Annotated in this window: 16 protein-coding genes and 4 pseudogenes; 8 read left to right on the top strand and 12 right to left on the bottom strand. The window is 48.2% G+C overall.

The genetic code is table 11. The annotated features are described in order from the left end of the window. The 11 genes and pseudogenes from PY793_RS13605 to PY793_RS13560 all read right to left on the bottom strand — a co-directional run. On the bottom strand, nt 1-3,198 hold a 3,198-nt coding region (locus PY793_RS13605), incomplete at its 3' end, for a beta strand repeat-containing protein (RefSeq protein ID WP_275178530.1). A gap of 497 nt (nt 3,199-3,695) precedes the next feature. Then, a complete protein-coding gene (locus PY793_RS13600; protein ID WP_275178529.1) occupies nt 3,696-5,111 on the bottom strand; it encodes a hypothetical protein in 1,416 nt (471 codons plus the stop codon). Between the two features lie 205 nt (nt 5,112-5,316). Then, nucleotides 5,317-5,440, bottom strand: a pseudogene (locus PY793_RS14225) (transposase); the annotation flags it as partial. Between the two features lie 155 nt (nt 5,441-5,595). Further along, the gene (locus PY793_RS13595; RefSeq protein WP_275178528.1) at nt 5,596-6,729 is read right to left on the bottom strand and encodes an acyltransferase family protein; all 1,134 of its coding nucleotides are present in this window, start codon (nt 6,727-6,729) and stop codon (nt 5,596-5,598) included. A 587-nt stretch (nt 6,730-7,316) separates the two neighbouring features. Next, nucleotides 7,317-8,453 carry a hypothetical protein gene (locus tag PY793_RS13590; protein WP_275178527.1) on the bottom strand — a complete coding sequence of 379 codons (1,137 nt, stop codon included), beginning with the start codon at nt 8,451-8,453 and terminating at the stop codon, nt 7,317-7,319. Next, nucleotides 8,443-9,273 carry a glycosyltransferase family 2 protein gene (locus tag PY793_RS13585; RefSeq protein WP_342803934.1) on the bottom strand — a complete coding sequence of 277 codons (831 nt, stop codon included), beginning with the start codon at nt 9,271-9,273 and terminating at the stop codon, nt 8,443-8,445. The genes PY793_RS13590 and PY793_RS13585 overlap by 11 nt, the downstream gene beginning before the upstream one ends. 299 nt (nt 9,274-9,572) lie before the next feature. Beyond that, nucleotides 9,573-9,746 (bottom strand): annotated as a pseudogene (locus PY793_RS13580) (integrase core domain-containing protein); the annotation flags it as partial. Nucleotides 9,747-9,839: 93 nt separating this feature from the next. Then, nucleotides 9,840-10,721: a glutathione-dependent disulfide-bond oxidoreductase gene (gene yghU / locus PY793_RS13575; RefSeq protein WP_475638946.1), complete on the bottom strand. Its 882-nt coding sequence runs from the start codon at nt 10,719-10,721 to the stop codon at nt 9,840-9,842. Next, complete coding sequence (locus PY793_RS13570) at nt 10,718-11,434, bottom strand: glutathione S-transferase family protein (protein WP_275178526.1); 717 nt, start codon at nt 11,432-11,434, stop codon at nt 10,718-10,720. Before PY793_RS13570 ends, yghU begins: the two co-directional genes overlap by 4 nt. A gap of 109 nt (nt 11,435-11,543) precedes the next feature. Then, nucleotides 11,544-12,221, bottom strand: coding sequence for a peroxiredoxin-like family protein (locus PY793_RS13565; protein ID WP_275178525.1), 678 nt, complete (start codon nt 12,219-12,221; stop codon nt 11,544-11,546). 103 nt (nt 12,222-12,324) lie between these two features. Continuing rightward, nucleotides 12,325-13,419, bottom strand: a complete 1,095-nt coding sequence (locus PY793_RS13560; protein WP_275178524.1) for an alkene reductase — start codon at nt 13,417-13,419, stop codon at nt 12,325-12,327. Between the two features lie 137 nt (nt 13,420-13,556). Between PY793_RS13560 and PY793_RS13555 the strand changes: the two genes are divergently transcribed. Then, on the top strand, nt 13,557-14,453 hold the full coding sequence (locus PY793_RS13555; RefSeq protein ID WP_275178523.1) for a LysR family transcriptional regulator: 897 nt from the start codon (nt 13,557-13,559) through the stop codon (nt 14,451-14,453). A 328-nt stretch (nt 14,454-14,781) separates the two neighbouring features. Here the strand turns inward: PY793_RS13555 and PY793_RS13550 are convergent, their stop codons facing one another. After that, a complete protein-coding gene (locus tag PY793_RS13550) occupies nt 14,782-15,222 on the bottom strand; it encodes a hypothetical protein (protein ID WP_275178522.1) in 441 nt (146 codons plus the stop codon). A gap of 47 nt (nt 15,223-15,269) precedes the next feature. Between PY793_RS13550 and PY793_RS13545 the strand changes: the two genes are divergently transcribed. The 7 genes and pseudogenes from PY793_RS13545 to PY793_RS13515 form a co-directional block, all read left to right on the top strand. After that, nucleotides 15,270-15,728 (top strand): MarR family winged helix-turn-helix transcriptional regulator, encoded by a 459-nt coding sequence (locus PY793_RS13545; protein WP_275178521.1) that lies wholly within the window; start codon nt 15,270-15,272, stop codon nt 15,726-15,728. Nucleotides 15,729-16,184: 456 nt separating this feature from the next. After that, nucleotides 16,185-16,502 (top strand): helix-turn-helix domain-containing protein, encoded by a 318-nt coding sequence (locus PY793_RS13540; RefSeq protein ID WP_275178520.1) that lies wholly within the window; start codon nt 16,185-16,187, stop codon nt 16,500-16,502. Continuing rightward, on the top strand, nt 16,495-17,754 hold the full coding sequence (locus PY793_RS13535) for a type II toxin-antitoxin system HipA family toxin (protein ID WP_275178519.1): 1,260 nt from the start codon (nt 16,495-16,497) through the stop codon (nt 17,752-17,754). Before PY793_RS13540 ends, PY793_RS13535 begins: the two co-directional genes overlap by 8 nt. Nucleotides 17,755-18,093: 339 nt before the next feature. Further along, nucleotides 18,094-18,381: a hypothetical protein gene (locus PY793_RS13530; protein WP_275178518.1), complete on the top strand. Its 288-nt coding sequence runs from the start codon at nt 18,094-18,096 to the stop codon at nt 18,379-18,381. After that, entirely contained in the window at nt 18,381-18,815 is a 435-nt protein-coding gene (locus PY793_RS13525) for a hypothetical protein (RefSeq protein ID WP_275178517.1), read from the top strand. Before PY793_RS13530 ends, PY793_RS13525 begins: the two co-directional genes overlap by 1 nt. An 806-nt stretch (nt 18,816-19,621) precedes the next feature. Next, nucleotides 19,622-19,756, top strand: a pseudogene (locus tag PY793_RS13520) (transposase); the annotation flags it as partial. 117 nt (nt 19,757-19,873) lie between these two features. Then, nucleotides 19,874-20,557 (top strand): annotated as a pseudogene (locus PY793_RS13515) (IS3 family transposase); the annotation flags it as partial. Nucleotides 20,558-20,673: the final 116 nt, after the last annotated feature.

The raw sequence follows: 20,673 nt of genomic DNA, 5'->3' as shown, positions 1-20,673 counted from the left end.
GCTTGTGCTGGTGGCGTTGGTAGCGAGGCTTATCCCGGAGATGGTATCGCTGTTCAGCAGTCCGGTGGCCGTAAAGGCGGAGTTGCCCAGTGTGGGGCTCTGACCATAGGTGCCGGCCTGATGATTGGCGGTGATGCTCAGCGCTGCGGGCGTGATGGTGTATGCACCTGCAGAGTAGGAGATGGCGTAGTTACCCAGCCCTGATCCGGTGGCGTTGGAGGCTGTGATGGCATAGTCGCCGACGCTGCTTGTGCTGGTGGCGTTGGTAGCGAGGCTTATCCCGGAGATGGTATCGCTGTTCAGCAGTCCGGTGGCCGTAAAGGCGGAGTTGCCCAGTGTGGGGCTCTGACCATAGGTACCGGTCTGGTGATTGGCGGTGATGCTCAGCGCTGCGGGTGTAATGCTCAGATTGCTGTTATTGTAAGCATATGTCACCTGATACATATCAAAACCGCTGGTTTTTCCCCAAAGACCATAGAGACCTGAGTTGACAGTACTTTGTGGCGTTGCGTTACTCTGCCACGTTATGGCTGAAGGCAAAATGGCGGACGATATATCCTGACCGTTCTGGTTTATCGCTGTGCTGATTGTTGCGTTTGTAACTGAAGAACTACCGTAAACCTGTGCGCCGCTTGCCGTAATGGTTACGTAAGGAAGGGAGGACAGGACCGGATAGGGGGAACCTGTAGTCCAGATCGATGGATTGACGAAAGCATACGGACTATTTGTGGTGCCTGGGCCATTACTGCGCCACTGCTCCGTCGTCAGCCCTGTAATATTGGCGGAAGAGCCTTGACCAACTGCGGGAACAGAGTGTGCAATGGTTGTGTCGTAATAGGCGTCTGTATAGTTGCCAGAGACTATTTTGCCAGAAAAAGCGCCGATTATAGCATCAGCACTTCCTGTTACAGTGCCTTTGGCATAGGCATCGGTAATATTGCCTGTGTTGCCTTGCCCAACAAATCCGCCAACATACGATCTGTTCCCGCCTGTTACGTTACCGGTTGCATAAACATCAGCAACATCACCATTATTAAAACCAACGGCACCACCAATAAAGGACGAGGCTCCCACGCTTATGGTGCCTGTGCTGTAAGAATTGGAAAGAGAGCCAGCGCTATCATTTCCGCCTATGATGCCCCCTACGTAACCACCTGTAACGTTATTATTTGTTACGGGAATATCGACAGATGAAAAGACATTTGTGATGCTGCCGTTGTTATAGCCAGCAACGCCACCAATATTACCAGGTGCTGAAGCAATTTGCCCATGGCTATAAACGTATGCAAGCGTAGCGGCATTGAAACCTGTAATACCCCCGATAAAGTTGCTCGTAGCGTTCAGCCCCGCAATGTTCACTGTGGCATAGACGTTCTGGATGAGATTGTTGTTCTCTCCGGCAATGGCCCCCGTTTCTCCTTTGTAAAATGAATTTGTCAGATTCGCGTTGATCAGACCAAGATTTTCAATGGTGCCGTAATTCTGACCGAACAACCCGATATACTGTTGCGTGCTATCGCCATGGATGGTCAGGTTGGAGATGGTATGGCCCAGACCGTTGAATATGCCGGAGAAAGAAGAGATTGGTGCTGCCGTGAGTGTGCCAAGGCCCGTAGCATCGAGGTCGGTGGCGAGAGCGTAGTCACCAAATAAGCTGACGCCTGAAAGCTGGTTCGCACTGGAGAGAAGGGTATAAGCACTGCCGTCGATAGTCAGGGCAGGTCCTGCCGCGACATTGGTGAAGGAAATTGCGGACCCAGTACCAAAGTTCACCGCCCCATCACCTGCGCTTGAGCCGTTGATATTGTTGTTGGTGGTCAGGGTCAGCTGACCGGCTCCACCCACGGTAATACCGGCATTGAGCGTGATGGAGTGATAGGCGGACAGGATCAGGCTGGCTGTGCTGTTCCAGCTTAGCGCGGCGTTGAGCAGAATGTCCCCGTTGCCCTGGGCGGAGTTGCCGTAACCCAGGGTGGTGCTGGCCGAAGTCTGCTCGGTTACACTGCTGCCGCTGTTCAGCGTTTCGTTGATGGTGCTGGCGGCCGCACTGTCGATTGTCAGGTCATCGGGGTCCAGCAGCCAGCTTCCGCCCAGCCCTGCGCGGATAGTAGCGGCTCCTATGGTCAGCGTATGGGCTGAGGTCTCGATTGTGCCGCCTGCGCCATTGCCCTTGCCGGTGGCTTTCAGGGTTGCGCCTGAGGCCACGGTGGTGCGGCGGGCAAGGTTGGCACCACCTGTGTGGTCGGCGCCAACCAGAATCTGCCCGCCCTTGCGTCCGTCCCTGGTTGCGGAGGCATTCAGAACGCTCTTGCCGCCAAGGCTTATGCTCTCCCCGTTGGTGTGGATCAGCCCGCCCGAGCCATCCGCATTGCTGGCACTCAGCGTCGTGCTGTCCACCGTCACGGTGCCGTGGGGCGCGCTTAACCAGACCTGCCCGTTAATTGTTGTGGTGCCGGTGGCCTGCACCAGTCCCTCGCGGTTACCCGCCAACGCATAGACATTGCCTCCGGCCGAGGCCAGCGTAGCGGCCGCCGCCTTGATCCGCCCGGTATTGGTAACATTGCCTTTTGCCTTGCTGTCCGCCACCACATAGATGCCCGCCGGGCCATCGGCCTCGCTCAGCACCACCTGATTACCCGCCACCAGAGCCGCCGTGCCGCCTGCGGCATTGATTTCGCCACTGTTGCTCACAGCCGCGCCTACCAGTACCACATTGCCGCCGGTGCTGGTGATCTTGCCCGCATTGGTTACGGTGCCGGAGGACTTGCCGGAAAGGGCGACGTTGCCACCTTTCATGAAGGCACTATTGGACGTATCGCGCGTGGAGGCCACGAAACTGCCGCCTGTGACCACCGTGCCACCGGGGCCGACCACCACCCCATTGGGGTTGATAAGGAATACCGTGCCGGTCGCTCCCAGATGCCCCTGAATGGAAGAAAGCTGATTGCCCGTCACCCGGTTAAGAGTGGCCCCACTGGCGTTGTTGAACTGGACCGCACCGCCCGCACCGATGGAAAAGCCCTGCCAGTTGATCACCCCGCGTGCGGAAGACTGGTTGATGGTGGTGGTGGCTCCCGCGGTATTGATACTGCCAGACCCGGCAACATAACTGCCCCCCGTAGGCAGGGCCTGCGCCCAGGCAACAACGGGGGTGAGGGCGGTCACGCCAAATAAAACTATGCGGATCGTCAGGGTCATTGATCAGTCTTCAGTTCTGTGGGGAAAGGCGGGAAAAAGTCAGCCCTTACGGGACTGTGGGGAGACATGTGGTTACGAGGCTTTGTTGGGACGTTACTCTGTATGGAATGGCACCGTCTTTAACGCCGGTTTCGTTTCAATTTATACGAAAGTTTTATGAACTTCTACTCTTATTGAATGATTGCCGCAGCCATGACGCGATTCATCAAAATGCAGCCATGTTTTACCCACTTAACGCAACAATCTGGCGCATATTATTGCTGGGCATGTCTTTAGGCGCATAAATCACCACGCTGGATACTGATCGCGCGATGGATCGTTGATTTGCCGACCTTGAATAAAAAAGCGATTGCGAGAAGTCATTCACAACCCTTGTTCCATCAGGCATTGAGAGATGGTGATATGGCAAGGCTTTCGGGGACATACTCCCCAGACCCTTATCTGGCGACCTGATCCGGGACCCAGTTCGCCAGAGGTATAAAAATCAAACAAAAATTCTACTTTGAAAGAATAATAAAATGATCATTAGAATACAGTTCCTTATAACCTAATTTTTTTACATATGTGACGATAAAATTATTCTCACTTTTTTTTCTAAACTCAACCATGGAAATATCATTTTCCTTAAAGATTTTGTAGAAAAAATCAGAATTTTTATATATTTTTATTTTTTGATCTGTATTAAAAAAATCTATTATTTCATTTTTGTGCCCCCAGTAACATAAAGACAAATCCTCACAAACAACCTGCCCATTATTTTTCTCAATCTTCAAAATCAAATCTGAATAAAATTTGCTTTCTTTTTTCTCATTTTTTAATGCATGATAAGCACGAGTTAATTCAATAGGAATAGGAAAAATAAAAACAGGAAGTATGATAAATATAATCATATTAAATATATCATTTTGATTTTTTAAGTTGCAGAATCTTTGTACATAAATTCCTAAAGAAAGAATAAGTGCAATAAGTAGTTCAAAAAAACAATTATAATTAACACCTTCGGCAGAGGCCTGCATGACACCTAAAATAAAGGAGAGAAAAACGAAAGGTAATATAAAACTCATAATAAAAAAACTATTGGAATATTTTTTTCTGTTTTTCAAAACTATAAAAAAAACAGCACAAAGGGGAGATAGCTCCACAAGCTTTTTTAATGTTGTTATAGACTGATGCCAGTTGATAACCCTTTTGTTTTCAAAAACGTCTATTAGAAAATCTGGGCCATATTCGGCATATGAAATTCCGAATAATAAGGATAGAAAAGATAATCCAGAAATTATAAAAATAAAACATGATTTTTTGTCAATAAAATATAAGTATATGATTGTAGATAATGGGAGTGCAAGGAGATTGTGCTTAATGAATCCAGAAAAAACCATTAAAAATGCAGAAATTATAATCATTTTTTTATTTTTATAATACAAACACAATAAAAATCCTGCAAGCATCAGACTATTGGAAAGCCATTGCGGGTCATTAACAGAAAAATAACTACAAAATGTTGTTTCTGAATATATAAGAAATGACAAAGACGATATTATTCCGCAATAAAAAATATTAGATAATTTAAAAACAATCATAAAAATAATAATTGATGTCATTATTATGGAAATAATATTTATGAATCTTCCTGCAATAATATTATCCCCAATAATTTTACCTAACCCACCGACAATAATAAAAGAGAATGGGGGATAATTATTGGTTATTGTGGAAAATTTGTCGGGGTATAAATGCTGGCCATCTTCACTCTGGAATGCTGCATCTGCAAGATAGGCATTCCATCCCTCATTATATTCTAATGGTACATGTTGAGTTATCAAACAAAGCGGACGAATCATAAGCAAAAAACTCGTAATTAATAATATAACCGTTATACTTTTCAAGTTTTTATTTGCATATGCTTCGTTCATAGAAATCTCCAGAATAATTACTGGAATTCTTAATAGCAGACATACTCTGGCATGAGAAGAAAGAGGTGCCCCCCATTGTTCAGACAGTTTTTGGGTTTGAATAAGCTGGAACCTTGTTGCTGTTATGCTGCCATTTTGGCGGCGTTGCTGTTGGCCATCGGGTCCGTGGTTAACCCCCGACCAGAGGGCACCGGCATGTGATAATAATCATCGTCTGATGCACGCCGTGCTTCGATGTCAGTTCCGCAAGCGTTTGCTCACCACGATCGCCTCCAGCGCGACCTGCGGCTTGAACTCACTCCAATACCGTTTCGCGTAACCTTACTCATAATACCGGCCTTCTTTCATGGCAGAGTTATAGCTTATTGCCGTGTTCGAAAATCGGGGGCCATTTCTCACAGGGAATGCCTCAAAAACAAGCAGTTTTTAGAACCTTCCACCAGCAATGAATAGTACAGAAAAATTCCTCCTTTATTTTAAGATACTACGCCCTTTCTACATAATTTTGGGCAATTTTTTCCCCAAAATTAATGCCAGGTTTTTCAATGAAAATAAAAGTAGCGCATGAAATCATGCAAGATATGACAAGAGTAAAAAATAAAACAATTAAGTAGATATAATTATCTAGATTGTACGGCGTCACAATTTTATTAATATAAAACCATGATATTCCGTGAACTAAATAGATACTATAACTTATTTCGCCAAGTCGTACTGCACCTTTCATCCGTAGAATTCCAAAAGCATCTCCTCCACAGCATACACAGTAGAATAGAATAAACTCTATAATAATATCATTTATAGATAGAGGATCAGAGTGTCTTAAGAAAATTAGAGATAAACATAAAATAATAATTAATGAATTCATAATGTTATTTATTCTTATTTTATTTAAAATATCTCTTGCTGTCATTCCAAGAGAAAAGCATAGTATGAAACACGCGATATTATAGTCTATCCGTGATATAAAATAAACTGATACGAATGATATAGTTTGAGAAACTGCAAAATTATTTATTTTATCTCTGATAATATAAATAATAGGTAGGGATATATATAAAAACCATTCCCAAGGTAGTGTCCACATAACTCCAGCATTAATAAGATTTGCATTCGGGAAACTGTTTATATCTGGTTTATAGCTCGTTAAGCCGCCATCGAACCAGAAAAATAAATTATCTAGTAGAGAATGGTAATCTATATTATGACCGAAAATGACAGCTGTCAGTAAGCATAAAAAAGATGAAAAATAAAACATAGGAACAATTCGAAAAAAACGATTTATATAGAATTTTATGATCTCAGGAACAGTTACTATATTTCTTTTTGTCATAAGATAAGCAGAAAGCATAAAAAACATTGCAACGCCAAATCGGCCTAACTTTCCATTAAAATGATATTTTTCTACAGACCAGATATGGATATTAAAATAGTAATAACTAAAAATCATGTGATGAAAAGCAACGGCAATAGCCAGAAAAAATCTTAGTCCATCTAAATTTTCACTTCTATTTTTTTCCTCTTTATCTAAAAAAGAAAAAAATTTAGAACTAAATATAAAAATAATAATAGAAACTGTTATAAACATAAATATTTCTATAATAGTCTGATTGGGCATGGATGTCGTCACTCAATATTCATGGTTTGTATTATTAATCTGTATATTGATATAATGTTGAATATGTATATATATTAATAACCTCCAATAAAAAATGCGCATGATTCTTCAGTTTTGCGTTCATATGGTGCGTACTTGCTAACTTGGATATTTCTGAAAATCTTATTATGACTGTTTAATAAGATTTTCAAGTCCTGTAATCATTTTTACTATTATATATTAAAATTAACAAAAAAGTGGCATAACTTTTTTACGCGGGGAGGGCAACGGGGGAGACTTCATACCTCCTACCATTGGGGTAGCTATTTCGCACTGCTGGTTCTTGATCAGAACCCCATGAAGACTAAGATAATCTATTTCCACGTGAGGAACAAAAAAGAGGATAAAACTTTAGTGTTAGGAGTAGAAAATTTAGATTAGGGTTTAATCTTTTTTAGCTCCGCACGAGTCGAATATAAGTAATCATTCTTTGTAATTGAATTGTAAATATAGTAATCTTTATAAGATTTAGTAACGCATGGGTTCAATCCTATGAAAAAAGAAAAAATATCGAATGATATCAACATAATTATAAATATTATTTTCATTTATATCACCAAAATACTTTCTTTGTACCATAGAATGGTAGTTACAATATGCATGAGAGCCATAGACGCTAGCGCAATCCAGATAAATCGTCGAGAGTGTGAGAGTGTAATGCAAGCTAAGAATTGCATGGTGAGCGGGTTGCCAAAAACGTAGCGTTCGATCGATTGCAGTCCAGCCGAAGAGGCAAGTAGAGCGGTCGCACCAACGAGGAAAGCATTCAACGCCCACGTACGAGAACACATTTTCCCAATCACTATGGCAGATAATAGAGCATATATACCGAATACTCTCTCGTGTTTGTGCTTAAATGCATGAAAAATATTAGAGATAAAGAAGTGAAATTTTTTATTCCAAGCTATTTCAACATGAGCAAAAGCGAAACCGTCACCTGTTAGGTAAAAAAGATATAAGACAAAAAGTGAAAGTCCGGCTCCTCCGGCAGCCACCAATAATAGGCTGTCTGACATACGGTGATATATTGCATTTCTCATAAAGTTTTTGGTGTCTTGCGGAGTGCTAAATAGCCACCAAGTTGAGAGGCAGATTGTCATGATGAATCCCGTAGGACGCGCAGTTGATAAGAGGGCACAAAGAAGAGCTGCCAATCCTATGCGTTTGCTACGAAGCGCGACAATGGCTGCCATTAGTAAGGTGCCATATATTGCTTCAGAATACTGAGCCGTGTACCAAATATTAAAAGGATAAACTAGAAAGAATATTACAAATAGTAATCTGTCGACAGGGATGTTGCGTAGCTCAAGATCACGATAGCAAAGAAAAATTACGAATGGCCACAAAAGGATATTGACTAGAAAACCGGCTGATTCTGTATTGAGTGCAAGAATGCGGCTTAGCGTGCTAGTGAGTAGGGGATATAATGGAAAAAAAGCCCAAGCTCCTTGAGCTGGGCGTAGAGGGTCATATAGCAAAGGAATACGCGAGTAGCCGTTTTTAGCAATATCGCTGTACCAAAAACAATCCCATCGGCATGAAGCGGCAACAAGGTTTCCCCAAGGCAGGGCTAGTAATTCTGACAGTAATATACCAACGAGGCAGGTAGAAAAAATAACAATAAAAAACCCTTTATAATTACTATTTGCCGTTTTTTGGACAACCTTAAATATATTATTTATCATTTTTGGTTGCTGCCCATGTTAGATTTTCGACATGGTATAGGGGGCGCCTTTTCGTTTCCAGATAAATTTTCCCGATATAATCGCCAATAATTCCAAGGGAAAGCATTTGCACACCTCCCATAAAGAAAATTGCAATTGTGACGGATGTCCAGCCGGGAATGGCATGGGCTGTTTCTTTGCTAATGAGAGCATAAGCAATAGCTAGGATAGCCAGGCTTGAGATGAGTAAGCCGATGAGAGCGATGATTCGAAGAGGTGTAACGCTTAGGGATGTTATGCCTTGAACCGCGAGACCTATCATGCGTGAAAGCGGATATTTGGATTCCCCAGCAGTACGCTTGAGGCGTGCATAGTATACAGATGTAGACGGGAAACCAATTAGCGGGACCAATCCGCGTAGGAAGAGGTTGCGTTCTCTATATTCTAACAAAGCGTCAAGTGCTCGACGGTCCATTAAACGGAAATCAGCATGGTTGGGAATAAGGTCGACACCCATGAATAGCATTAGCCTATAAAACATTTGAGCAGTTTTTCGTTTAAATAGTGTGTCTGTTTTGCGTTCATTGCGTACACCGTAAACAATGTCATAACCGTTGCGCCACGCGCCCAGCATATCGCGGATAGCGAGAAGATCGTCTTGGAGATCGGCATCTATGCTAATGCTGACATCGCAATCAGGTACAGAGGAAAGACCTGCAACAAGCGCTGTTTGATGACCGGTATTCCGAGAGAGCTTCAGACCTCGAATGCTTGGATTGTTTTTTGATGCTGAGGCGATTATGTTCCATGTGGTGTCTGAGCTACCATCGTCTACACACAGTACGTAACTGTTTGGACTAATAATCCCATCTTGGATGCATCTAACAAAGAATGTTGTTACATGAGCAAGTGTGTGTGTGGAAGAATCTCTTCTTCATTGTAGCAAGGCATTACAATGGAGAGGCAAGGGGGAGGCATGGTAGAACGATGAGAGTCGATGAAACAAACGGATTCCACGATAGCTATCTTTTACTTTGTGAATATTTAATTGATATAAAATTATACCACTATTAACATGTAAGCCATATTTTCTGTAAAAACAAGAATAATTTTTCAGGAATATTCCGATTGTGCCGGAAATTAGACTTTTGGGATGATGGAAAACTGGAGGATCGAAGAACCGTTTTTGACACTCTGGGTTCCTGATTTCAGGTTTCTGTCGTGCTGAGAGAAAGCCTCTGGTGTCATACCGTTGAGGCTGGTGTGTGGCCTGACAGCGTTGTAGTCGGGCCGCCAGTCCTCGATGACCGCCTGTCTGCTTCATATTCACCAAACAGGCAGGCAGTCATGGGGGAGGCAGAACGGCCGGTTTCGGAGGTATATACCGTGTTACCGGACGTCGAAGGCTTAAGTCTTGTTAACAAGGCGATCTTGGGTTTTCGTCTCGTAATCAGATGCGTCGTGACGTTCATGGAGCTGGCTTGAAAGCGCTCCTGATATTCGGTTTACCATACGTCCCCGCTGAACAGCGGGCCGTTCCAGAAGTCGGTCTGCCCATGCCCGAAGATGTGGATAATCCTGTACATTCAGAAAAGTAGCGGCATCATTGTAAAGCCAGCCTTCCACCAGTCCTCCATACCACGGGAAAATGGCCATATCGGCAATTGTATAGTCCGGGCCTGCTATAAAAGGACTTTGTGACAGGCGTCGATCAAGCACATCCATCTGGCGTTTGGCTTCCATGGCAAAACGGTTGATGGCATATTCAATTTTTTCTGGTGCATAAGCATAGAAGTGCCCAAAGCCACCGCCGATATAAGGCGCACTGCCAACCTGCCAGAAAAGCCAGTTCAGGCACGCTGTCCGATGTGCGATATCTTCGGGGATAAAAGCACTGAATTTTTCAGCCAGATAGAGGAGGATCGAACCCGACTCAAAAACTGCCAGAGGTTTTTCGCCGCTATGATCAACAAGGGCGGGAATCTTGGAATTCGGGTTGATCTCCGTAAAACCCGAGCCAAACTGATCCCCTTCTCCAATGCGGATAAGCCACGCATCGTATTCGGCTTGTGTGTGACCTGCGGCAAGCAGTTCTTCCAGCAAAATCGTGACCTTGACGCCATTGGGTGTACCCAGGGAATAAAGCTGGAGGGGGTGTTGGCCGACTGGGAGCGCCTGCTCATGCGTCGCTCCTGCCGTTGGGCGGTTTGTGCTGGCAAATTTGCCGCCACTTGGCGCTGTCCATGTCCAGACTTTTGGTGGTACATACTCAGAGGGTCCGTTCATCATACTGTCCTTTTTGGCACCGTGGAAAAACTGGTCGGGTACATGGCGTGGCGCGCGTCTTCGTCCATAACGGTCTTGAATGCATGTCTGTTCATGATGGCATGGGCCTGTTCCACTGCTGGACGCGCGTTTATCATTTCCATGAAGCGGACAAGGTTGGGCCATTGTTCAAGCGGCCTGTCATCACCTTTCATGACCCGTGTTGCCCGGTCCAGCCAGCCCCATGCGGATATATCCACAATCGTATAACGATCACCAACAATAAAAGATCGATCTTCCAGATGATCGTTCAGAACCTGATAATGGCGTTCCGCTTCACGACGATACCGATTAACCGCATAATCCAGCCCCTCCGGTGCAGCATGCTGGAAATGCACAGCCTGCCCCGAGAAGGGGCCGAGGCCGGTTGCAATAAACATCAGCCAGGAAAGAAGCTGAGGGAGATCCTGTGCATCTCCGAGGAATTGCCCCGTTTTCTCGGCCAGATAAAGGAGGATGGCAGTGGAATCAAATAATATTGCAGGGCTTCCCTGTGGACCCTCAGTATCCACAAGAGCAGGAACCTTGCCATTGGGATTGATGGTCCGGAATGTGGCACCGTGCTGGGCTCCGCGATAGGTATCGACGGGAATGGCCTCGAAGGGTATTCCCGTTTCAGTCAGGAACAGGGCTATTTTTGCCGGGTTAGGTCCCGGGCCATAATAGAAATGGATCATACGCCATTTTCCTTGAAATTCGGATCGGGAAAGTTTCTGGCTGATGACGACCGGGCTGAAACATGCCGCTCATCGACAAGACCATACCCAGACGCCAGAATACAAAGGTTTAGCCGATGTGCGATTGTGCGGCTTTCCGGAGTGCTGGGAGCATATCTTCCGGCTCCGGGCGGTGGGTATAGTCCGGATTGACCTCGGCGTAGAGGATCATACCGTCCTGATCGATGACAAAGCGGCCAGGCATTGGCAGGGTCCAGCTGTCATCACCATTGAAGGACGGAAGATCGTTTTTCAGGCTGGTATAGAGGTCCACGAGATAGTCTGGCAGTGCAAACCGCAGACCGAACGCTGCGGCGACACTGTTGTGCGTATCTGACAGGATCGGGAAATCGAGATGGTTCTGACGGGCCGCCTTGCGGCTGTTTACGGCCGTTTGTGGCGAGATGGCAATCAGGTTTGCGCCAAGTTCGTGGAATGCGGGAAGCGCAGCCTCAAGAGCCTGAAGCTCCATGTTGCAGTATGGACACCACACACCGCGATAGAAGCTGATGACCAGTGGGCCTTTTGCCAACAGATCAGCGGAGGACACCGGATTGCCCTCTGGGTCGCTCAGAGTGAACGATGGAGCTTTGTCACCAGCTTTGAGTGTGTGCTCTGCTGCACCCGAGGCGACCAGTTCAGCGGTTGCACGGCGCATAACCTCGATTACTGACGCGGGAACGTTGTAAGGTGGCTTTCCAGCTTCGAAGTCAGCTTTGAAAGCGTCGAGTTTTGCCTGAAGGGACATGAGGATTTCCTCTGGAATGCTGCGGTACTCGATGTTAGGGCCGCGGCACCTTTTCGGGGTGATGGCATGGAGGATGATTAGCTATTCCATGCCGGAATAGCCGTCAGTCGGAGGTCTTGGCTCTTGGATAATCGGTGTATCCGTGTGCGCCGCCGCCATAGAAGGTTGTGCGGTCGTATGGTGTGAGTGGAAGGTTACGTCGCAGACGTTCCGGCAGGTCGGGATTACTGATGAAATACCGGCCAAACGCCACGGCATCGGCATCGCCCGTCTCAAGGAGGGCTTCGGCGCTCTTACCGTTAAATCCGCCCGCAGCAATGATGGCGCCCAGAAAATGCTGGCGCAGGTGCTTTGCCGCCACAGGCCCTGATTCCGAGATCAGCTCCGTGCCCATGATGCGGGGTTCGACGACATGAAGATAGGCAATGCCCAAAGCGTTGAGTTTTTTAGCGACATATCCAAATGTCTCCTGCGGAGCACTGTCTGACATGGAACCATAAGTGCCACTCGGGCTGATTCGGACGCCGGCCCGCTCTTTTCCCCACACTTCAATGGCAGCCTGTGTGATTTCCAGCAGAAACCGGGCGCGGTTCTCAATTGGCCCTCCATACGCATCCGTACGATGATTGGTCCCGTCCTGCAGGAACTGATCCGGAAGGTAACCATTGGCACCATGAATTTCCACGCCATCAAAACCAGCAGCTTTGGCGCGAGCGGCACCTTGGCGGAACTGGTCGATCACAGCCGGAATTTCATGAATATCCAGGGCGCGAGGCATCGAAAACGGTCGGGGCCCATCTGGCGTGTAAGCATCTCCTTCGGCCTGAATGGCTGAAGGCGCTATAGGGGCTTTGCCGCCCGGCTGAAGGTCGGTATGGGACTGCCGCCCGACATGCCAGAGCTGCATGACAATTGTTCCACCACCTCCGTGAACGGCATCGGTCACAGCGCGCCATCCTTCAATCTGTGCATCCTCGTAAATGCCGGGGGCGCCTGCATAGCCATAGCCTTCCCGTGCAACCGGCGTGGCTTCCGATATGATGAGACCACCCTGAGAAGTTCTCTGAGTGTAATATTCGCGGATCAGCGCCCCGGCTTTGTTGCCGGGTTCTGACCGCAGACGTGTCAGCGGTGCCATGACGACACGGTGGCCAAGCAACAACGCCCCTGCCTCGAAGGGTGTAAACAGTTTAGACATGGTTTTTTCCTTGTAAGGGACCGTCTCAGTTTTGGGGAATCAGGGCTTCGATACGGGTGATGTACAAGAGATGCCTCTTTTCAGGCTCGACAGGGCAGAGGGCTTGAGGCGATAAGGATCATTCCCTGGAGGAATACATGGATCGCTATCAGGCAATGGCCACGTTCATACGCGTGGTGGACACAGGTTCGTTCTCGGCCGCGGCACGGCAGTCGGGCGTGGGGCAGCCGGCAGTGTCCAAGACCATCGCGCAGCTTGAAGCACGCCTTCAGGTCAGTCTGCTTATCCGCTCCACACATGGCCTGACGCCGACCGAGGCAGGGCAGAGCTTCTACGACCGGGCACAAAACGCCATCCGGGAGGCCGACGAAGCGGAACTGGCCGCCAAGGGTGCAGGCGCAGGTCTGGCTGGCCGATTGCGTGTTTCAGCCGCGACAACATTTACACGCTTGCACATTATTCCAGAACTTCCCCGGTTTCTGGCAGAGCACCCCCACCTGACAATCGAGATCATTCTTGATGACCGGATGATCGACCTTGTGGCGGAAGGTGTCGATATTTCCCTGCGTATGGGAGCGCTTGCTGATTCAACGGCAGTGGCGCGGAAGATCACCACAGGAAAACGTTCGGTCCTCGCCACGCCTGCCTATCTTGAACGTGCCGGGACGCCAGGAAGCCCGGCGGATTTAGCGAACCATGAGGCAATCATTTACAGCCAGTTGCCAAGCGCATGGTCATTCCTGCGGAACGGCACTGCGGTATCGGTCTCCGTTACCGGGCGGCTCAGGGTCAGTGCGGCGGAGGGACTCAGAGCCGCAGTTCTGGCTGACATGGGGCTAACAATTGCATCAGACTGGATGTTTGCGCCAGAACTTGAAAATGGAGCGGTCGTTCGTGTTCTGGAAGCGTGGTCTCTTCCGTCGATAGATCTGTGGGCGGTCTTTCCCACAGGACGCATGATGACCGCCAAAGCGCGCCAGTTCGCAGATTTCGTTGAAAGCATCATGAAGGCTGCGGAAAGTCCTCCGGCATAAGCGAGAGGCCTCTCTGTGCCCTCGTATCAGCTATTACGTTCCGGTTTCTTCCGGGCAACGGTTCTGGTGTCATTCAGGTTGCAACTACTGAAACAGCCTTTATGAGATTGGTTGTGATGATAATCGTCGGAATCGGTGTTCCGGAAAACTTTATGATGGTTTTTCGTATTTTTACAGGACTTCATGAATCGTATCATAGCCTGAAGGCTATACGGTTGCATGAAATTTTAGAAAAACCATTTTCTGATCAAGTAATATCTCGTATGATGCAAGATGCCTCTGTTGGGATCATCCCGGATATACCGCTGTATGGACATGTGTTTTGTTTTTATCGTAACCGGGACATGCGTAGTCCATCCCGAAAATTCATTCCGAGAAGCATCAGGTTGATGAAGCCTGCCAATAATTCAAGACACTGGATGCCATAAAATGGCCAACCAAATTTTAATTCGGAGGCCCGGAATGCAAGAAAAAATGCACAGGGAACAAGGACACAGATGCCGTTAATTCCGATAACGCGCATGCGTTTGAATTTCGTGAGAACCAAACCCCGGGATGCTTTTCCAGCTATTTGATAACCAGACAGGCCGGTAAAAGCGAGGCAAGGGACGAGAACAAGCAGCCCCCACAGGATAATATGTTTGGTTTGCGCAATGGTCTGAAGATTTCCGGATAGTTCTGCGACGATGGTGCTGACCATAAAACTGGCTATACAGAGAGTGGCTAATCCTCCTAACAGAGGATGGATACGGTGAAGAAGCCTTTGCACAGGATTGTCCTTGCATGAATGGATTTGTGAGATTTATATAGCAAGCCATGTATAAAGATAGCAAGCCATATAAATGGCAGTCCCGAGAACAATCCCTTGGCTATATGGTCAACTGGGCGGCTCGGCTTTTCGCACGTCAGATGGACGATGCATTACGCCCTTTTGGTCTTATGTCTGGGCAACTTCCTGTGTTTTTTGCTCTTGCCGATGGGGAGCCTCAACCGCAGCGTGAACTGGCACGCCTTGCTGCGGTGGAGCAGTCCACCATGGCCAAGACCCTCTCACGCATGGAACGGGACGGACTGGTTCAGCGTAGCCCAGACCCCAATGACCGGCGCAGTATGTTGATCTCGCTGACCTCTTCAGCAGCAAAAAAACTGCCAGACATTGCTGCGGCCGTTGCGTCAATCAATGCTAAAAGTCATCTTTATCTCTCGGCCGAAGACAGTGAGCTACTGCTTAACCTGCTTCAACGGATCATCTGCGGTCTGGCAAATGATGCATGACGAATTTTTTGGGGAAAAGCGGAAGATCGGCTTTTGTCCTACATCCCCAGCAACTGGACAGACACCATCGTCTATTGCTTGTTGGAGCATGGCCAATGTGATCTACGCGAATGCTGGGCAAGGTGAAACTGATATGCGTCTGATCCGACATCTCTATCGCAGCAGGTCGGGCAGGTCATAAGCCCGCGATCATACCGGTCCATCCAACTGCTCAGAACAGCCGCAGGACTTCGAAGAGCATCACGCGTCCTCCGGGGTTCTCGAAGATGCCGCAGTGGCCTGCCATAAGCCGTGCGGCAACCTAGAAAATGATAAACTTATATTCATTAAATGGGGTATTAAGTCAATTTTCTAAGCACAATCCACAAAAATATGGAATTACAGTTCTTGACTGAATTTTGAGTTAAATATATAATTCTGTGTGTTAGTGAGCAAAATCGATCAGGAATACACGCTATGTTGGAGTTAGTCTTCAGCACGTCGGGTGAGATTGTAAAGCGCCTCTGCGAGCGCTTGCGTAAGGAACGGCTGGCGCAGCAAATGACGCAGGCCGATGTGGGGGGCCGCGCTGGTGTTGGCGTCAATACAGTTTCCAACCTGGAAGCTGGACGCAATGTCGGGTTCGAGAATGTGGTCCGCGTGGCGATGGTCCTTGGACGGGCCGCAGAACTTGAGGGCCTGTTCCTGCCGAAACTGGATAGCCTCGAAGACGTTCGCCGCTACGAAAACAGCGCCCACCGGCATCGTGCCAAGCGGAACCCGGATAATGCTTGAGCAGATGAACGTCTATTACGAAGGCTGGGGTGAACGATGGCTATGGGGCACGCTGGTGTCCACGACAACTCTTACCGGTCGCCCCCAGATCGTATTTGAGTACAGCAATGAGGCCAAGCAAAGAGGACTTGAGCTGTCGTCCTATACTCTGCCGTTGAAGGGGCCCCAGTTGCGCCGGGATTTTCCATCCCACCAGTGGGGCCTGCCTGGGCCTGTTTATGACTCATTGCCTGACGGCTGGGGCATGCTGTTGATGGATCGTTTGTTCAAGCGTCGCGGCCTTGTCTCAGCGCGTATCGGGCCATTGGAACGACTGACTTACATCGGCGGTAATGCCATGGGGGCCATGTCATTCGAGCCTGCGATGCCCGCAGAACGGGAACCGGACGTGCATATTTCACTTGATCAGCTTGTCGCCGAAGTGCAGGACGTGCTTTATGGTGATGGCGGGGAATTCCTTCAAAGGTTGTTGCTGGTGGGAGGATCACCTCAAGGTGCCAGGCCAAAGGCACTAGTCTATCGCGATCCTCAGACAGGTACCTTTACAACTGCAGTTACACCGGGCTTCGAAGCCTGGCTGGTCAAGTTCCCCGCCAGAGGAGAGCATGCGGAGGTATGCGCTGTCGAGAATGTCTATGCCGAGTGTTTACGCATGTGCGGTATCCCGACCCCCGATACGCAATATTTTTGTTTACCCAACGGACTGGCTGCGTTCGCCAGCAAACGTTTTGACCGCCAGAACGGACAGCGCGTACCCATGCAGAGTCTCGCCGCCTTTACCGGTGCCGACTATCAATATCCCGGGGTTCTGGATTACGTGAACTTCCTGCGTGCCACTCAGATGTGTACCAACGACGTAAGAGAAAAGGCGTGTGTCTTCGCTCGTGCGGTCTTCAATGTTGCATTCAACAACCGGGACGATCATCCCAAGAACTTCGCCTACCTCATGTCGTCCACCGGTTCGTGGAAGCTAGCACCAGCTTACGACGTGACTTTTTGTGAGGGACCGGGAGGATATCACCAGATGGATATAATGGGCGAGGCTCTGGAAATCGATCGAGTGGCAATACTTAGACTTGCTCATGAAGCTGAAATTTCAACGAAAATATCTGACCAAATTATTGGCAGAATTTGCGAGGTAGCAAGTCAATTTATGATAATCGCCAAAAATTTACACCCACAGGCCATCACCCAAGATACTCTGAACATCATTCAACACCGTATCAACCAGAACATTACTCTTCTGAATTAAAATGGAATAAAAAATTGTGCCCATGATAGTCGGCGGGGCCGGTAAGGCTGAAGCACTATAATCTTCTGCATATCGATAAACGGTTTTGCTGACTGTCGGCTCCTCAGAAATTAACCGGAGCCCGGAATGTCATAGAAGACGACGAAAACCGCGCATATTTTTCTATCTTTCTACCGCTCAATCAATGTTCGCATCGCTGATACAAAGAGCCGTCGCACTCAAGCCTATGAAGCCACACTCTCTGTCAGGAGCGAAGCCTAACAGTTTGTGGCGCGGACGATCTGCCAAACACGGATAATGTTTTCTTATGAGGGGTATAAAGTCCCCTAAGGTTGCTCTATGAATCAAGCTTGGTCGTCTTGCTTATCAGGATGTGTCGATCATCTTCTCGTTGGCGGCTTTGTGCATATCGGGATGTGGCTGCCGGGTGAGAGTGGGTTAATGACATTCCAAGGGATTAATCCTGTGCCATGCAAGCCGGGCGTCCGTGCTGCTATCAACAGCAACGACAAACGCAAGGCCGTCAGAATCATCAAGGAGCAGGTGCGCGCGAAAGGCAAGGTCATGAACGGTCTGGTCCGGAGACAGCACGACGAGGCCATGCTTCTGCTGGCAGGACGATATTGATGATCCGCGCTATCCGGAGCCTGATTTGTGCTGTCTGTATCTGCGGCACCGCACACGCGGGCACCAAGCCGGAGTCTTTGGAGGAACAGTCTTACAACGGCAATACGATGTTCAACGAGGAGCTCGATGGAAAAGCGTTTCTCAATGGACGGTTGATCGTGCGCGTCGAGCGTGTTTCGACCTGTGTGTCGGCAGTCTGGACCCGAAGTGACGGTGTCGGATCGCCGCTGCGGCGCGACCTTCTGGAATGGGACAAAATGTTTAATGGCGATCCTCAGATTGAGGCTCAGTCTTATTATTTGACGTTCGTCTATGCCGACCATCGGAGCGACGATGTCGTGTCCATGCCTCTCACGGCGCATCCGGACGATTTTGAAGATACGGCCGGTGTCATAGTCCTATCGTGCGACCCGAAACGGCATCATCGCAAGTGACGATCTTTGCGCCGGACGCTCCTGCCGGAAACATAACGCTCGGCGGGTCTGCCAGAATTGCCTGTCGGTTCAGTGATGCAGAAGCAGGCAGGCGGAAATTGCTCTCGTAAGTTACATAGAGTGAGTAATGACGCCTTGTTGATGGCAGACAGTTCAAGGCCGCGAGGATACCAGCTTGAAAAAATCTCATGGGACAGAAGTTCCAAATCGACTATTATGTCTGATATTCCGTCTGCCATTTACAGAATTATTGGAAAAAATTGAGATATTTTAAACAACTGGTATTTCTTCTGCCTCTATATGTTTTGTTTTTACATATGCCTCATCCAGACAGAAAAATGATGGATGGGAAATTTACGCCAATGTCCGTTTCCAATATCAGATTTGCTACCCTTCTCGACTGTTAAAGCCACAGGGTGAATCTGATAATAGTAACGGACAAAGATTTCTAGCCTCTGATGGTGGTGAATTGGCGGTCTTTGGATGGAATAATATTTCAGGATTTGCTCATGGAAAAGACAAGTTGGAGGCTTCTCTTTCTGAAGCGGTGGAGCAAGCAATTTTCCCGCTCTGAAAGGCTCGGAAGGAAAGATAATTTATGAAGTAATAAAGAAAAAATGGGCCGTTTTTTCGGGAGATGATCGTCAAAAAAAAGAATTTTATGTAAAAATAATACAAAGAGACGATCAATTTATTTCTTTTGAAATATCATATCCACGTGCAAAGCATCTAGGCTCAGGATCTATTAATTTATTAAACTGAGCGAAAGGTTGTGATTCACAGGCTTACCGATGGAGGGTGAGCCTGTGAGTGATGTGTTTATGTTGTCTGAGCGCCAGATGAAGAGGATTGAGCCGTTTTTTCCTCTGGCGCACGGAGTACCACGCGTCGATGACCGGCGTGTTCTGAGCGGGATCGTCTATGTAACCCGCAACGGTCTTTAGTGGAGAGATGCTCCGAAAGCGTATGGTTCGCACAAGACTTTTGCCTTTATCGCTCGGTATCATGGGCCACTTTCACGCGAAAGGGTCTGCCGCCTTTTTGGCGTCAGCGACCGGGGTTTCAGGGCCTGGCGACGACGTCCGGTCTGTACCCGCAGAAGACAGGATGATAGTCTGATTGCACATATCCGCGCCATTCACGCGCAGAGCAGACGAAGCTACGGTCGTCCCCGCATGACAGAGGGACACAGGGCTGCAGGTCTGTCTGTCGGGCATCGTCGCGTTGGACGTCTGATGCGCGAGAATGCCATTCGTGTTGTCAGGACACGACGCTTCAAGGTGACCACGAACAGTTCGCACAAGCACAGTATTGAACCCAACCTTCTGGGGCAGGATTTTTCAGCACCAGCGCTGAACCGGAAATGGACAGCGGACATAACATATATCTGGACATGTGAAGGCTGAGTTTATCTGGCTGTGGTGCTGGACCTCTTCTCACGAAGAGTCATCGGTTGGAACCTTGAGGTCCGTATGACCGCAGATCCTGCCACGACTGCGCTACAGCGCGCTATTGCCTTGCGTCAGCCACCACCAGGCTGCATCCATCATGCGGATCGTGGCAGTCAGTATTGTTCAGAGGCTTACCGGAAGCTCCTTTCTGCCCATGGCTTTCTCGTATCCATGAGCAGAAAGGGAAACTGCTGGGATAATGCGGTGACAGAGAGTTTCTTCAAGACCTTAAAAGCGGAACTCCTGTGGCGGCAGGCATGGATGACGCGTCAGGACGTCGAGCAGGCCATCACATCTGACGTGCCCCCCGAAAATGTAACCATTTAAAAGTAGAGTCCGATCAAGAAGGATACGGACGGATGAAACGCAGCCGCTTTACGGAAGAGCAGATCATAGGGATCCTGAAG

The organism is Acetobacter fabarum (assembly GCF_029069195.1).
GTDB classification, from domain to species: Bacteria; Pseudomonadota; Alphaproteobacteria; order Acetobacterales; family Acetobacteraceae; genus Acetobacter; species Acetobacter fabarum_A.
Note: the sequence above shows the minus strand (reverse complement) of the source record. Positions and strands in the feature narration are given on the sequence as shown.

Excerpts from the sequence above, each read along its gene's own strand:
- PY793_RS13600 (WP_275178529.1), bottom strand. The coding sequence starts at position 5,111 with ATGAACGAAGCATATGCAAATAAAAACTTGAAAAGTATAACGGTTATA.
- PY793_RS13595 (WP_275178528.1), bottom strand. The coding sequence starts at position 6,729 with ATGCCCAATCAGACTATTATAGAAATATTTATGTTTATAACAGTTTCT.
- PY793_RS13590 (WP_275178527.1), bottom strand. The coding sequence starts at position 8,453 with ATGATAAATAATATATTTAAGGTTGTCCAAAAAACGGCAAATAGTAAT.
- yghU (WP_475638946.1), bottom strand. The coding sequence starts at position 10,721 with ATGATGAACGGACCCTCTGAGTATGTACCACCAAAAGTCTGGACATGG.
- PY793_RS13570 (WP_275178526.1), bottom strand. The coding sequence starts at position 11,434 with ATGATCCATTTCTATTATGGCCCGGGACCTAACCCGGCAAAAATAGCC.
- PY793_RS13565 (WP_275178525.1), bottom strand. The coding sequence starts at position 12,221 with ATGTCCCTTCAGGCAAAACTCGACGCTTTCAAAGCTGACTTCGAAGCT.
- PY793_RS13560 (WP_275178524.1), bottom strand. The coding sequence starts at position 13,419 with ATGTCTAAACTGTTTACACCCTTCGAGGCAGGGGCGTTGTTGCTTGGC.
- PY793_RS13555 (WP_275178523.1), top strand. The coding sequence starts at position 13,557 with ATGGATCGCTATCAGGCAATGGCCACGTTCATACGCGTGGTGGACACA.
- PY793_RS13545 (WP_275178521.1), top strand. The coding sequence starts at position 15,270 with ATGTATAAAGATAGCAAGCCATATAAATGGCAGTCCCGAGAACAATCC.
- PY793_RS13540 (WP_275178520.1), top strand. The coding sequence starts at position 16,185 with ATGTTGGAGTTAGTCTTCAGCACGTCGGGTGAGATTGTAAAGCGCCTC.
- PY793_RS13535 (WP_275178519.1), top strand. The coding sequence starts at position 16,495 with ATGCTTGAGCAGATGAACGTCTATTACGAAGGCTGGGGTGAACGATGG.
- PY793_RS13530 (WP_275178518.1), top strand. The coding sequence starts at position 18,094 with ATGAATCAAGCTTGGTCGTCTTGCTTATCAGGATGTGTCGATCATCTT.
- PY793_RS13525 (WP_275178517.1), top strand. The coding sequence starts at position 18,381 with ATGATCCGCGCTATCCGGAGCCTGATTTGTGCTGTCTGTATCTGCGGC.